Raw genomic sequence first — 13,439 nt, forward strand, 5'->3', positions numbered from 1 at the left:
TAATGATAATAATTGTTTTAAGGACAAAAAGTATATGAAAAACTTTTTTTTAGATTTTATTTTCCAGAACTTTTGTCCTAATGCCCAGATCTAAAATGTCATTTCAACAATTTATATTGGTTCTTATTTTTTTTGTATACAACTTAAAAGTTTTGATAGAGATTAAATGTATTAAACATGATGTAAAACGATTTTATGGAACTTCTTATAATTAATTCTTGTCTCTATTTTTTTGCAATCTTTTTTTATTACAAAAAGAAATGTTCCTTAGATTTAGGTTTTTTTTTACTTGCCGCTTTTTTTTTATCAAGTGTTGGATCTTGTTGGTATTATACTTACTATGTTGCCAGCCATTCATATACAAATCTTACTTTATTAGCATTTATATATCTGTTTGGATTAACTATAGTTTGTTTATTGCCTATTTTAAGGCAAGATATGTCAAATATAAGATATGTTAGAACTTATCAAGTGTCTGAGTTTTTAACTATTTGTTCTTTTATATTCGCAATTGCCAGTGTTATTCCTTTCTTTCAGTTAATTTCGAAAATTTCCTTTGGAAGCGTTGGTCTTTCTTTAGGGAAAATGTACGAATCTAATGAAGATAATGCAAGCTTGTTGTTCTCTGGTGTGGGTAAAATTTCTTTTTCAGTTATCCGACATTTTGGAGATGTTGTTTTAGTTCTTTGGGGCTATCAGCTTACATTGCAGAAGAAAAATGTTTTTTTATTGCTTGGACTGTCTATTTCGTTATTGACATTTCTATTATTTGGGTTTTTATCAGGAAGCCGAGGAGGTATACTTTTTAATATTGTTGGTATTTTCAGTGTCTTTCTTATTTTAAAAAATGTACTTGACAAAAAAATTGTTAGACTCATTACTCGATGGGGACTAATAAGTATAATTGTTATTGCCTTTTTGTTTCTTTTAATTAGCATCTCTAGATTTGATTATGCTGTTTCTGAAAGTGATGATGCTGAAAATTCATTTTTAAGGTGGATTAGTCAATATATCGGGGAAGGAATGATGAGGTTTAATCACACAATTTGGAATTTGAATACATACATGGATGGAGCACAAAATTTTAATTACTTCTTGGATTTATTTGGGTTCATATCTTTTTCAAATTATGAGAGTTTGGTTAATTATTATGGAATGAAATTGCAAACACCTGTGGACGTTTTTTATACTTTCATTGGCGATTTTGTAATTGATTTTGGAATATTAGGAGCTCCTGTTTTTTGCTTTATTTTATATTGGTTATTAAAAAAAACAATGCATTTTAGGAAAGGTGGTATTGAAATTTGGCAATTGATAATACTAATACAATTTTGTCATTTGTTTTTCTTTGGATTTGCAAGTAATGTATATAGAGGCTACTATATTCAAGAAAGCTTAATTTATTCCTGGGTTTTTGCGCTTATTACTTATTTAATTCCTAGATTAAAAAGAGTTTAAATTGATGATGGAGAATAATTTAGCGATAATAATCCCGGCCTATAAGGCTGATTTTTTAGATGATGCATTGCAATCCATAGCTAATCAGACATGCAAGCGTTTTACCCTTTATATTGGTGACGATTGTAGTCCAAATAATTTATATGCTATAGTTTGCAAATATGAAGGTCTTATTGATATTGTATATAAAAAGTTCGCAAAAAACATTGGAGGCTATGATTTGGTTGGTCAATGGGAACGATGTATAGACATGGTTCAGGAAGAGGAATGGTTATGGCTATTCTCAGATGATGATATTATGACAAATAATTGTGTCGAAGAATTTTATAAGTATTTAGATTCAGATAAAGAAGCACAGCTTTTACATTTTAATGTTGATATTATAAATGAAAAAGGAAAATGCGAAAAACAAGGGAATTTATTTCCTTCGAGGCTGTCGTCTCTTGATTTTTTCAGAAGAAGAATGGAGGGAGAAATTTTTAGTTTTGCCGTTGAATATGTTTTTACTCGAAAATTATATTTTCAAAACGGAAAATTTCAAAAATTTGATTTAGCTTGGTGCTCTGATGATGCAACTTGGGTAAAATTTGCCAGAGATTTTGATATTTTGACTATAAATTCATCTGCAAAAGTTTATTGGCGCTATAGTGGTCAAAATATTTCATCTTTAAATGTTGACGAATCTATTTTATTGAGAAAATTGAATTCTAAATTAGAATATTTGAAGTGGGCTATTAATTTTTTCAAGGACAATAGGATCGCTTTGACTTATAATAGAGTTAGTAAGATCAAATGGGTATTATTGGATTTAAAAGAATTTTATTATTTACCCCTCTTAAAACGTCTAAATATTGCCTATAGGTATGGAGCAAAAACAGGATTTTTTGTAGATGGATTGTTAGGTGTTTTATATGTGATCTATATTGAATTTAAAAAGCGAATATGAAAATACTTTATGTTTGTTCTGAATTTTATGCTGGAATGATGCCTTTTGGTGCTACCATAGTGAATACTATGCAAAAAAGCGAGCATGAAATTTTTGGTGTTTTTGTGTGCTCGCCTCAATGCAATTATAGAAATTCGGTAATAGACAACTATAATGCCAATTTCATATTTATAGATACTCCAATGGATAAGATCCGCCGAGGATATTTTAGATTATTCGGTTTTCCGATAATTAAAGCTATAAAGAAAATTTGTAGAGAGAATGAAATTGATGCTATTCATTTGTTGACAGAAGATAGTTCTCTGGCTTATTTTATTAAATCAATGAATTATAAATTAAGAATTTATTATACTGTTCATGATTTAAAGCAACATGAAAGCAAACCTAAAAATTTTATAAAAAAAGCAGTAAATTATTTATTAGTAGAAAGAAGATCAAAATTCTTAATTAAGAATATTGACCATCTTGTTACATGTAGTAAAGATCAATATAAAGAATTAATCAATACCTATAAGCAAAAAAAAGTGTATTACCATAATTTTCCCTCATTGGTAACTACATCTATTATAAATGGAAAGAAGCTTGTACCCGAACTAAAAAATATTAATAATTATATTCTTTTTTTTGGACGAATAGAATTATATAAAGGTATTGATATTTTATATGATGAATATTGTAAGAATAATTTATTGAGTACTAGGTCATTGGTGATAGCCGGTAGCGGAGGTGTTTATTTTAAAAGGGATGAAAATAAAGAAAATAATATCACGTTTATTAACCGTTATATTGACGACGAGGAATTGAACGACTTATTTAATGGTGCTCATAGTGTAATTTATCCTTATATCTCTGCAACACAGTCTGGTGTTTTGTCTTTAGCATATCATTTTAATAAACCTGTCATTGTATCCAATGTACCATTCTTCAGAGAATGCCTAACTGAGGGACAAACAGGTTACTCATTCGATATTAATAATCCTGCAACAATGGGAGAAATGTTTTCTAAGTTAGAAAATTTTGAATATCAGCAATCCGATTATTATAATATTGATAAATTACGCGAGCAATTAGATAAAATCTATAAATATGAATGATTTAAGAAACAAATCAATTGCGTTAATAATTCCAGATTTTGATTTTGGAGGAGAAGAGAAACGTACAGTTTTCTTTGCTAATAATTATTTAAATTATTTTAAAGCTGTTTATCTTTTTGCTCCCGATGGGTTAAGTGTTCAATTATTGGACCCTAAAGTAAATTATATAGTTACTAATGTTCGCAATTACAGAAACCTGTTTTCAGTCTTAAAAAAAATTAAAAAAGAGAAGATAGATTTTCTTCAGGGACACAAAAGAGCAACTATGCCTTATTTATTAGCTTCTGAAAAGATTCTTAATACGGCAAGTATATTTAATTTTGATAATATTTATCTGAAATATAATAACATCTGTAAATTCGTTACACCAAAACATGTAGTTTACCTTTCGGAAATTGTTAAAGATTATTATGCTTCCTATTATAAAAAGAATAGAAACACAACAATCAATATGGGTGGGGATTTTTATGAATGTATCCCTATGGATAAAATTCAAGACCTAAAAAAAGAGCTTGGAATTGAAAATCAGTTTATTTTGTTGAGTTTAGGACGTTTATCAGAGCAAAAGAACCATCAAAATTTAATTCAAGCACTGAGTGAATTAAAAAATGAAAATTTTATTTGTTTAATTGTGGGAGATGGTCCTTTGGAGGGAAAAATAAAATTTCTAATTGAAAAATATAATATAGAAGATAAGGTAGTTCTTTTAGGTCATAGAACGGATGTTCAAAATTTGCTATCTATTTCAGATGTTTTGGTTCAGTCATCTATATTTGAAGGTTTTCCCAATGTGTTTATTGAAGCGACTTCAGTGGGATTGCCAATCATAGCAACCAATGTTGGATCTTCCAGGACTCTAGTTGAAAATAATGGCATTATTGTAATGCCTAATGATTATAAGGGACTTTCTGCTGCAATTCTTAATATGATTAATGAATATTCGTACTACAAAGAGAAATCTGTAACATTAAAAGAGAGTAGTTTTTTTAAACAGTTTCACAAAGTTAATATGTTAGAAAATTACATTTCTTATTACAAATCTTTTAAATAGAATAACGGAGAAATATTTTTTTGAAGTTGTATAACATAATAAATCATGGAATATAAAAGCTGGAACGTAATAATAAAAAAGATTGCTAATTTCGAAATAAAAAAGGGGCTTACAACATTTGTTAATCCCTACTCCATGCTTTTATTGAAAGAAAGAAAAGATATTGCTGAAAAAATAGATTTTTGGCATATTGATGGCATTTCGTTAGTAAATAAACTAAACAGATATTATAAGCTAAAAAATAGTAGATTTAGTTTTGATGATACTTCTCTTGCTCCCATTGTGTTTAATCATTCAAAAGTTAATAATCTTTCAATCGCAATAATAGGAACAGAAGAAGAGTATATCACTAAAGCAGTGCATGCAATTGAAAATAGATATAATGTAAAAATAGGATATTTTCGTAATGGATATTTTAAAGACCAGGAAAGAGAGGATTGTATTGAATTAATTGTAAGAGAAAGATTTGATGTAGTTGTTTGTGGAATGGGGACTCCTAATCAGGAAATGTTTTTAATTGATCTTAAAAATGCTGGTTGGGATGGCTATGGATATACTTGTGGTGGATATTTGCATCAGATTGCAAAAAAGAAAGATTATTACCCGGTTTTTTTTGATAAATTAAACATTCGCTGGATATATAGAATTATTGATCAACCTGAACTCTTTCAAAGATATCTAATTGACTATCCTAATTTTTTTTTAGAATTAAATAAATTCAAAAAAAAATATAAAACAATTAAATCTTTATAATACACAATTTTATTTAACACAGCCGTTAATTCTTTTATGAAAATTTTACAAGAACTCTCAGAATATCGCTTTTCTCGTTATTTCAAAGTTATATTTTTGTTATGGGATGTAGTATTATTGAATACAGCAATCGTTCTTTCGGCATTATTGCGATTTGGAACTTTAGATAAGCTATTTTTAAAGGAAGTACAGACTATTTCTTTGTTAGGTAATCTAATATGGATTGGACTTTTGCTGTACAAAGATTCTTTTAGGATTGTTAGGGTTGAACCTATTGAATCGATATTAAAAAGAACTATTAAGAAGGTAATTATTCATATAGCTATAACAGCCTTTTTTGTTGTTGTTTTAAAGTATAGTGATATTTCTAGATTGCGTTTGACTTATTTTTATTGCATTTTCTTTGGATTGTTGCTGATATCTAGATATTTATCTATGAAACTTCTGAAGTATATCAGGACTAAAGGGTATAATTTTAGAAGTTTTATTATTATTGGTGCAAATGACACAGGTGAACGCATGCGCAGAATTTTAGCTAAGGATTTAACTTTTGGTTACCGTTTTCTAGGTTTTTTTGATGAAAAAGTAGATCCATTTGCCTTTATTTCACATCCTATCCTAGGTGGGTTTGATCAGATTGAAGAATTTATTATAAGTGAAGAGGTCGATGAAATGTATGTAGCACTACACATTGATAATATTGCGGTAATAAATCAATTAGTGAAAATTTGCGAACAGCATATGGTTCGAATCAAATTTATACCAGACTTTCAATTGTATACAAAGTCTAATAAGGTAGAGATGACTTTTTATGAGAACACTCCGGTCTTGATGTTTCGTAGAGAGCCTTTAGAAGCAGCCGTGAATCGTTTTTTAAAGAAAGTCTTTGATATTTGTTTTTCTTTGTTTGTTTTAGTATTTATATTTCCTTGGTTGTTTCCTATAATCATGCTTATTATAAAATTTGAATCCCCAGGGCCTGTCTTTTTTAAACAGGAACGATCTGGTAGAGATAATAGATCTTTTACGTGCTTAAAATTTAGAAGTATGCGTCTAAATGTAGCTGCAGACAGTAAGCAAGCTGTGAAAGGTGATAGTCGAGTTACTAGATTTGGCGCTTTTATGAGAAAAACAAGCATTGATGAACTTCCTCAGTTTTTTAATGTATTTTTTGGGGATATGTCAGTTGTTGGACCACGACCTCATATGGTTAATCATACTAAGCAATACAGCGAGTTAATTAATAATTATTTGGTTCGTCAGTATGCAAAACCTGGTATAACCGGATGGGCGCAGGTTAATGGATTCCGAGGCGAAACCAGACAACTTGTAGATATGGAGAATAGAGTTGAATATGATATTTGGTATATCGAAAATTGGAGTTTGCTTCTCGACATTAAAATAATAATAAAAACTGTATTTAATGTGTTTAAAGGTGAGGAAAATGCCTTTTAAGCTTTTCCTCTGAATTTTTCATATTTTAAAATTATCTCAAACTTGTATTTTATAAGCTTAGTGCTTTTTTTTTAATCCTTATATTTGCCCCGTAAATTGTAGACCTAATGAAATTGAATTCTTCCTTTTTTATGAAAGTAGTTGGTTTTTTATTGCTTTTATTTTTGTGTTTTTCCTGTGGATCTAAAAAAGATGTAGTGTATTATCAAAATATTGATGGAATGACTGCACAACAAAATCCAATTTCTTATGAGATTAAACTTCAGCCAGATGATTTACTGATGATTCTGGTGTCTGCTGATGATCCCGAAGTTGCAATTCCTTTTAATCTTAGAACGTATAGTACAACAAACAATAGTAGGCTTGATATTACTAGAGGACAAGAAACAGTACAATTATATTTAGTTGATCAAAATGGTTATATTGAATTTCCTGTTTTGGGAAAACTAAAAGTTAGCGGATTAACTCGTACAGAGGTTCTTAAATTGTTGCAAGATAAAATTAGTGCCTACATAAAGAATCCAATCATTAACCTCCGAATTATGAATTTTAAAATTTCTTTGCAAGGAGAGGTTAACCTACCAGGTACATATCCAATTGCTTCAGAAAGGGTGACTTTGATTGAGGCCTTGAGTATGGCAAAAGATTTGACAATTTATGGGCGTAGGAATAACATATTGGTGATCAGAGAAATTAATGGTGTGAAATCATACAATAGAGTAGATATTACAAAATCTGATTTTATAAATTCACCATTTTACTATTTGGCCCAAAATGACGTTGTGTATGTCGAGCCAAATAGTACTAGAGTAAATTCTTCTGCTGTTGGTCCAAATACTTCTGTAATTATATCAGCGATTTCTATCTTAGTGTCGCTATCTGTCCTAATCTTTAAATAAAATAGAAATAGAAAATGCAAAAGCAAAATTTTTATAATGATGTAATTGATGATGAAATCGAGGATATTAATTTAAGAGATCAGTTAGATAAATATTTAATTCATTGGCGTTGGTTTTTAGTGAGTGTTGTAATTGGTCTAATTTTAGCGTTTATTTACTTACGTTATACTACGCCAAGTTATGAAGCTACAACTTCTATCTTGGTGAAGGACGAAAAAAAAGGAGGGATGCTTTCAGAATTATCTGCTTTTGCTGACCTAGGTTTAGGTGGAAGCATGATGAAGAATAATGTTGACAATGAAGTAGAAATTTTAAAGTCTAGAACTTTAGTTGAAAGTACAATCAAAAAACTAAATCTTAACGTTGGGCTTTTTGTAGAAGGAAAAGTGGTAGATCGTGACATTTATTTAGAGAGTCCAATCAGCGCTCATTTTATTAATAAAACAGTTTTGTTTGATGAAGCAAAAATTATTTTGAATTGTAAGCTATTAAATGCAAATACTTTTTCGCTCGAGAATGAAGTCGATGATAAAGAGGTGTTTATTTTGTCTCCAAAAAGAGAATTTGTATTTGGAGAAAAAATTGCTACAAAAATAGGTACTTTGATTGTTCTCAAAACTGTATTTTATGGTAAAAATCATACTGGTAGATTCAAATCTATACGCATTGTTATTGATCCATTGGATGAATTAACAGAAAGTTTTAGAGAAAAATTAAAAGTTGAGTCTATTAGTAAAACGAGTAGCGTCGTAAATGTTTCGATTTCAGATCCTGTTGCTAAAAAAGCAGAAGATTTTTTAGATAGTATGATTGAGATCTACAATGAAGATGCCGCAGAAGATAAAAATTTCATTTCAGAAAATACTTCAAAGTTTATTGCCAGTAGATTGGCATTAATTGCCCAAGAATTAGATGGAGTAGAGCAGGATGTAGAAGTATTCAAAAAAACAAATAAACTTACAGATATCGAATCTGAAGCAAAGCTTTTTATTGAAGGTTCAACGGAATATGATAAAAAAGGAGTGGAAACTGAAATTCAATTGAATGTTGTTTCTTCACTTTTGGATTTCATGAAAAAAAGCACAAATTCAGATTTGTTGCCTTCTAACATGATTTCTGATAATAATGATGCAAGTGGTTTGATTTCATCATATAACCAGTTAGTTTTAGATCGTAATAGAATTTTAAAATCGGCTACGGAAGAAAATCCATCTGTTGTGAAGTTGGATCAGCAAATTACTTCATTAAAGTCAAATGTTGCTGCTAGTTTAAGACGTATGCAGGCTAATTTGCAGATTCAAAATCGTGATATCAAAAGTCAGGAAAGTCTTTTGAATAATAAAATTGGTAAAATTCCAGTTCAGGAACGTCAATTTAGAGTAATCGCGAGACAGCAAAAAGTTAAGGAGGAATTATATTTATATTTACTTCAAAAGCGTGAAGAAACTGCAATTTCATTATCAGCAACAGAGCCTAATGCTCGTGTAATTGATGCGGGAAAAGCAGAGAAAAAACCAATCAGCCCAAAGAAAAAAATTATTTATTTGGCAGGAATGCTTTTAGGGTTATTAGTTCCATTTGGTTTTATTTATGGAAATGACCTTCTTGATACAAAAATCAAAAGTAAATTGGATCTTGAAGGAAAAACTCAAATTCCATTTATTGGAGACGTGCCAACTTCAGATGATATTGCTGAATTGATTAAATCAGAAAGTAGAACAAGTTCTGCTGAAGCGATTCGTATTGTAAGGACTAACTTGGAGTTCATGTTGACAAAGGTTCCGGACGGAATCGCAAAAACTATTTTTGTGACTTCTACTTTTCCTTCTGAAGGTAAAACTTTTATATCTGTAAACTTGGCAGCAACTTTTGCTTTGTCTGGAAGAAGAGTTTTGTTAATTGGTTCGGATATTAGAAATCCTAAATTTGGTGAATACATAAATGTGCCAGGTGTAGGTTTGACTAATTATTTGTCTTCAACAGATAAAGATGTACGAGATTATATCATCAAACATGAAGGATACAAGAATTTCTTTATTCTGCCTTCTGGTGTAATTCCGCCAAATCCGGCTGAGTTGTTGATGAGTAATAAAGTGGATCAGCTTTTTGAAGAACTTAAAAAAGAGTACGATTATATTATTGTAGATACCGCTCCGGTTAGTTTGGTTACAGATACGTTATTAATCGCTAAAAATGCTGATACATTTGTATATGTAATGCGTGCTAATGTTTTAGAGAAACGTATGCTGAATATTGCCAATACATTCTATAAAGAAAAGAAATTACCTAATATGTGTATTGTACTTAATGATACCGACTCTACAAAAGGTTATGGCTATGGTTATGGCTATGGTGTTAGAGTAGAGAAAAAACCATGGTACAAAAGAATAATCTCTAAAAAATAAAAAGAGATTTTCATAAAGAAAAACGGCTCAAGTAATTGAGCCGTTTTTCTTTATGCAATATTTTAGATTAGATTAAAACTTGAAGAACTGGTTATTTGCAATAATGTCCTTTAGAGCTTTAATGTTATTATTGTCAATTTTTAGTTTTTGACCGAAAGATGCGATATGATTATTATGGTGGACATCTGTTCCAACAAAATCATACATTCCTTTTTTAAGAAGCTCGTCTGCTACTTTCGTGATTTCAGCACCATAATATCCAACTGTCGCCAATAAATTAAGTTGAAACATACAGCCGGCTTTTTTTAATTTATCATACTCATTAAAATTTTTATGATAAAATAAATAGCGTTCTGGATGCGCGAGAACTGGAATATAGCCTGCAACTTGAAGATCAAAAAGAATCTTGTACAATTGGACAGGTGCATTCATATATGACATTTCAACTAAAACATAATTGTCTTTCAATGTCAAAAGTTTTTCGTTCTGAAAATGACTTTCAAACCAATCATCCATGAAATATTCTGCGGCAGCTTTAAAAGATGTTTTAATATTCTCAGCTTCTAACAAAATTTGAGTTTCTTGCTGTTTGGCAATAATTTCTTCGGGCGAATTATTCCAAATATAGTGGCTAATATGTGGCGTTGCAATAAATTGAACAACACCCATTTCCTGAAAAGACTTGGCAAGTTTGCTAGTGTCTGCTATTGTTTTGGCACCATCATCAATTCCGGGTAATAGATGTGAATGAATATCAACATAATTTCCGGCTAGAAGGTCCTTTAAATACGGTTTTGATTTTAAGAATGATAACATGCTGCAAAAGTAAGTAAACTACTGTATATTTTACATGATAAAAGGTGAACTTTTTAGTACAGATGAATTTTGAATGGTAATCTAATTTTTCTATCTCAACTATTAGTTTATATTTGTTTCTGATAATAATTTAATGATTTATGAGAATTAAAGAGAATTTATATAACCAAAGAATTATTTCTATAGATGCTTTGCGGGGAATTACAATTTTTGTAATGATTTTTGTAAATGAGTTGGCAAGCATAAAAGATGTACCACAATGGATGAAACATATGCCAGCTGATGCCGATGCAATGACTTTTGTAGATGTTGTTTTTCCGGCTTTTTTGTTCATTGTAGGAATGTCTATACCATTTGCTTTTAATGCTAGGTTGATAAAAGGAGATAACCCAAAGACGATTTGGACGCATACTTTGAAAAGAGCGGTGGCTTTGATTGTCATTGGCGTTTTTATGGTAAATGCCGAATATGGCTATGATGCTTCAAAAATGCTCATTTCTCCTGCCTTTTGGGGACTTTTGGCTTACGCAATGCCAATTCCAATTTGGAATAAATATTCTAAAGATTTTCCGGTTTGGCTGAAAAATATACTTCAGTATGGTGGAATACTGGTCTTGATAGCTCTTTATTTTCTTTATATTCAAGAAACAGGCGAAAGAGGAATGACTCCAAAATGGTGGGGAATTCTTGGCTTGATTGGTTGGGCTTATCTTTTTACTGTTGTTTATTATTGGCTAGTTTGCGGTAGATTGTTTGCTATGATCGCTTTTCTAGTTTTATGTGTTATTTGTAATTCAATCAATCTGACAGAAGGATTAGCTTTGCAACACCTGTCTTGGTTTACCTTTATTGCGGGACATTTAACGCATGCTTCCTTAGTAACTGCTGGGGTGATAATTTCCCTTTTATTTTTTGATCGAAAAACACAAATCAAGATTAATTGGCCAGTTATTGGTTTTGCCATTTTGTTTTTTACGGTTGCATGTTTGTTGAGACCTTATTATGGAATTTCAAAAATTAAAGGAACACCATCTTGGACTATGTTTTCAGCAACTATTTGTACGGTTTTGTTTTATTTTCTTTATTGGCTTATGGAAGTTAAAAAACAGACCAAATGGAGCGAATTTTTTATGCCCGCAGCTGCAAATCCGTTGCTGATTTATATTTTGCCAGGCGTTATCTATTATTTCTGTAAAGTTCTTGATTTACATATTATTCCGGAATATTTTCTTGTTGGAGTTCCCGGCATTATTTGGTCGTTAATTTTCTCGACCATTATGTTGTTTGTGATGAAAATTTGCAACAAATATAAAATTCAACTGCATTTGTAAAAAAAAAGTTTCAAGTTTCAGGTTTCAAGTTGGTCGTTATGAAAAACCTGAAACCTGAAACTTGAAACTTGAAACCTGAAACTTGAAACTTGAAACCTGAAACAAATTTCATCGAACTCTTTTAAAAGCAATTGAACCTGTTCGGTTTTTATTGTCTTTAAAAGTGCCTTCAAGTTTGTTTCCGTCTTCAGACAAGACTAAAGTGTGAGTTCCTGCTGTAGCCCAACCTTCAATTGGCAAAGTCACATTGACATTGTATGTAATTGAATTTCCAATCCTTTTTCCTGTACCACTTTCTACAAATTTTTGGCCTTTCCATTCTAAATAATGAGTGAAAATAATTTTTCCGTTTTGTTCCGATATAATAGCAACAGCATTCTGGACTCCGGAATTAATATCTTCCCAAACTCCATTAATATCAATCTTTGAAACAGATTTTTGTTGGCTGTAGCCAAGATTAAAGAAAAGGACAGCAATAAAAAGTAAAAGTTTTGTTTTCATATTTTAATTTTGAATTAGAACGGATTTGATTTCTAAAGAGGCGCCTGGTACCGGATTGTAATTCACAAAATTGAATTTGCAAAGATTGTGTATATTCAAAAGTTTTCCATCAGGAAGACCGTTTTGTCTAAAGTTTGTCCACGGAATTTTTAAAGTAACAAATTTTTTGGGTGACGGACTCAGGTCAACTCTTGGATGTGAGCCACCATGCACACAACCTGTTCCGTTTTCATTTCCTTCTCGAGCTTGGAGTTTTATCAGATGAGAAGATTTATAGGTAATGCTGACAAATTTTGAATCTTCTGGTAAATTTGTAGGTTTTCCGTCGTTTGAATCAGAAGGCGTAATCATTACATTCAATTCAATTTCTCCTTTCGGATTTTCATTTGCAGTAACTTTCACAATGCCATTTTCTAGTCTGACCTTATTTATTGTTTCTTGATTTTCAACTGCAGGCCCGGCAATGTACCAAGTAGAATTTTTGACAAGATCTAAAGCAGATTCTTCTTTTTTTTCTTTTGATGAAAAAGCTAAAAGAAAACAACAAGATATTAGCAACAAAAAAAATAAAGGAATCAGAGCTTGTTTTTGAGCTTTCATAGAAATGAATTATTTCAAGATAAAATCAAAAATATCATTTTTTATGATAAGTAGCTCTTTTCTTGATTTTTATTATTTCTAAAATCAACTTCTGTTCCGAATAAAATTTTAAATTTGTAAGAAGTTGTTT

General features: G+C 30.5%; 12 protein-coding genes. 9 read left to right on the forward strand and 3 right to left on the reverse strand.

What is annotated here, in order from left to right:
- The first annotated feature begins 195 nt into the window (after nucleotides 1-195).
- From EYY60_RS12595 to EYY60_RS12630, 8 genes are all read left to right on the forward strand, one after another.
- Nucleotides 196-1,458, forward strand: a complete 1,263-nt coding sequence (locus EYY60_RS12595) for an O-antigen polymerase (protein WP_132989673.1) — start codon at nucleotides 196-198, stop codon at nucleotides 1,456-1,458.
- Nucleotides 1,459-1,462: 4 nt separating this feature from the next.
- Nucleotides 1,463-2,404 carry a glycosyltransferase family 2 protein gene (locus EYY60_RS12600; RefSeq protein WP_132989674.1) on the forward strand — a complete coding sequence of 314 codons (942 nt, stop codon included), beginning with the start codon at nucleotides 1,463-1,465 and terminating at the stop codon, nucleotides 2,402-2,404.
- Entirely contained in the window at nucleotides 2,401-3,498 is a 1,098-nt protein-coding gene (locus tag EYY60_RS12605; protein WP_132989675.1) for a glycosyltransferase family 4 protein, read from the forward strand. The genes EYY60_RS12600 and EYY60_RS12605 overlap by 4 nt, the downstream gene beginning before the upstream one ends.
- A complete protein-coding gene (locus EYY60_RS12610) occupies nucleotides 3,491-4,549 on the forward strand; it encodes a glycosyltransferase (protein WP_132989676.1) in 1,059 nt (352 codons plus the stop codon). Before EYY60_RS12605 ends, EYY60_RS12610 begins: the two co-directional genes overlap by 8 nt.
- Nucleotides 4,550-4,594: 45 nt before the next feature.
- Complete coding sequence (locus tag EYY60_RS12615; RefSeq protein WP_132989677.1) at nucleotides 4,595-5,302, forward strand: WecB/TagA/CpsF family glycosyltransferase; 708 nt, start codon at nucleotides 4,595-4,597, stop codon at nucleotides 5,300-5,302.
- Between the two features lie 36 nt (nucleotides 5,303-5,338).
- The gene (locus EYY60_RS12620; RefSeq protein WP_132989678.1) at nucleotides 5,339-6,757 is read left to right on the forward strand and encodes an undecaprenyl-phosphate glucose phosphotransferase; all 1,419 of its coding nucleotides are present in this window, start codon (nucleotides 5,339-5,341) and stop codon (nucleotides 6,755-6,757) included.
- Nucleotides 6,758-6,864: 107 nt separating this feature from the next.
- Nucleotides 6,865-7,656: a polysaccharide biosynthesis/export family protein gene (locus EYY60_RS12625; RefSeq protein WP_132989679.1), complete on the forward strand. Its 792-nt coding sequence runs from the start codon at nucleotides 6,865-6,867 to the stop codon at nucleotides 7,654-7,656.
- A gap of 14 nt (nucleotides 7,657-7,670) precedes the next feature.
- A complete protein-coding gene (locus EYY60_RS12630; protein ID WP_132989680.1) occupies nucleotides 7,671-10,061 on the forward strand; it encodes a GumC family protein in 2,391 nt (796 codons plus the stop codon).
- A 72-nt stretch (nucleotides 10,062-10,133) separates the two neighbouring features.
- Here the strand turns inward: EYY60_RS12630 and EYY60_RS12635 are convergent, their stop codons facing one another.
- Complete coding sequence (locus tag EYY60_RS12635) at nucleotides 10,134-10,877, reverse strand: tyrosine-protein phosphatase (protein WP_132989681.1); 744 nt, start codon at nucleotides 10,875-10,877, stop codon at nucleotides 10,134-10,136.
- A gap of 140 nt (nucleotides 10,878-11,017) precedes the next feature.
- Between EYY60_RS12635 and EYY60_RS12640 the strand changes: the two genes are divergently transcribed.
- Complete coding sequence (locus EYY60_RS12640; protein ID WP_132989682.1) at nucleotides 11,018-12,208, forward strand: DUF5009 domain-containing protein; 1,191 nt, start codon at nucleotides 11,018-11,020, stop codon at nucleotides 12,206-12,208.
- A 108-nt stretch (nucleotides 12,209-12,316) separates the two neighbouring features.
- Here EYY60_RS12640 and EYY60_RS12645 read toward each other — a convergent pair whose 3' ends face one another.
- Both EYY60_RS12645 and EYY60_RS12650 read right to left on the reverse strand, forming a co-directional pair.
- Nucleotides 12,317-12,709, reverse strand: coding sequence for a hypothetical protein (locus tag EYY60_RS12645; RefSeq protein WP_132989683.1), 393 nt, complete (start codon nucleotides 12,707-12,709; stop codon nucleotides 12,317-12,319).
- Between the two features lie 3 nt (nucleotides 12,710-12,712).
- Entirely contained in the window at nucleotides 12,713-13,309 is a 597-nt protein-coding gene (locus EYY60_RS12650) for a hypothetical protein (protein ID WP_132989684.1), read from the reverse strand.
- Nucleotides 13,310-13,439 lie beyond the last annotated feature (130 nt).

This window comes from Flavobacterium zhairuonense (assembly GCF_004352915.1).
GTDB lineage: Bacteria > Bacteroidota > Bacteroidia > Flavobacteriales > Flavobacteriaceae > Flavobacterium > Flavobacterium zhairuonense.

Coding starts and splice junctions, on each gene's coding strand:
- EYY60_RS12625 (WP_132989679.1), top strand. CDS start 6,865: ATGAAATTGAATTCTTCCTTTTTTATGAAAGTAGTTGGTTTTTTATTG.
- EYY60_RS12620 (WP_132989678.1), top strand. CDS start 5,339: ATGAAAATTTTACAAGAACTCTCAGAATATCGCTTTTCTCGTTATTTC.
- EYY60_RS12615 (WP_132989677.1), top strand. CDS start 4,595: ATGGAATATAAAAGCTGGAACGTAATAATAAAAAAGATTGCTAATTTC.
- EYY60_RS12610 (WP_132989676.1), top strand. CDS start 3,491: ATGAATGATTTAAGAAACAAATCAATTGCGTTAATAATTCCAGATTTT.
- EYY60_RS12605 (WP_132989675.1), top strand. CDS start 2,401: ATGAAAATACTTTATGTTTGTTCTGAATTTTATGCTGGAATGATGCCT.
- EYY60_RS12630 (WP_132989680.1), top strand. CDS start 7,671: ATGCAAAAGCAAAATTTTTATAATGATGTAATTGATGATGAAATCGAG.
- EYY60_RS12650 (WP_132989684.1), bottom strand. CDS start 13,309: ATGAAAGCTCAAAAACAAGCTCTGATTCCTTTATTTTTTTTGTTGCTA.
- EYY60_RS12600 (WP_132989674.1), top strand. CDS start 1,463: ATGATGGAGAATAATTTAGCGATAATAATCCCGGCCTATAAGGCTGAT.
- EYY60_RS12640 (WP_132989682.1), top strand. CDS start 11,018: ATGAGAATTAAAGAGAATTTATATAACCAAAGAATTATTTCTATAGAT.
- EYY60_RS12645 (WP_132989683.1), bottom strand. CDS start 12,709: ATGAAAACAAAACTTTTACTTTTTATTGCTGTCCTTTTCTTTAATCTT.
- EYY60_RS12595 (WP_132989673.1), top strand. CDS start 196: ATGGAACTTCTTATAATTAATTCTTGTCTCTATTTTTTTGCAATCTTT.
- EYY60_RS12635 (WP_132989681.1), bottom strand. CDS start 10,877: ATGTTATCATTCTTAAAATCAAAACCGTATTTAAAGGACCTTCTAGCC.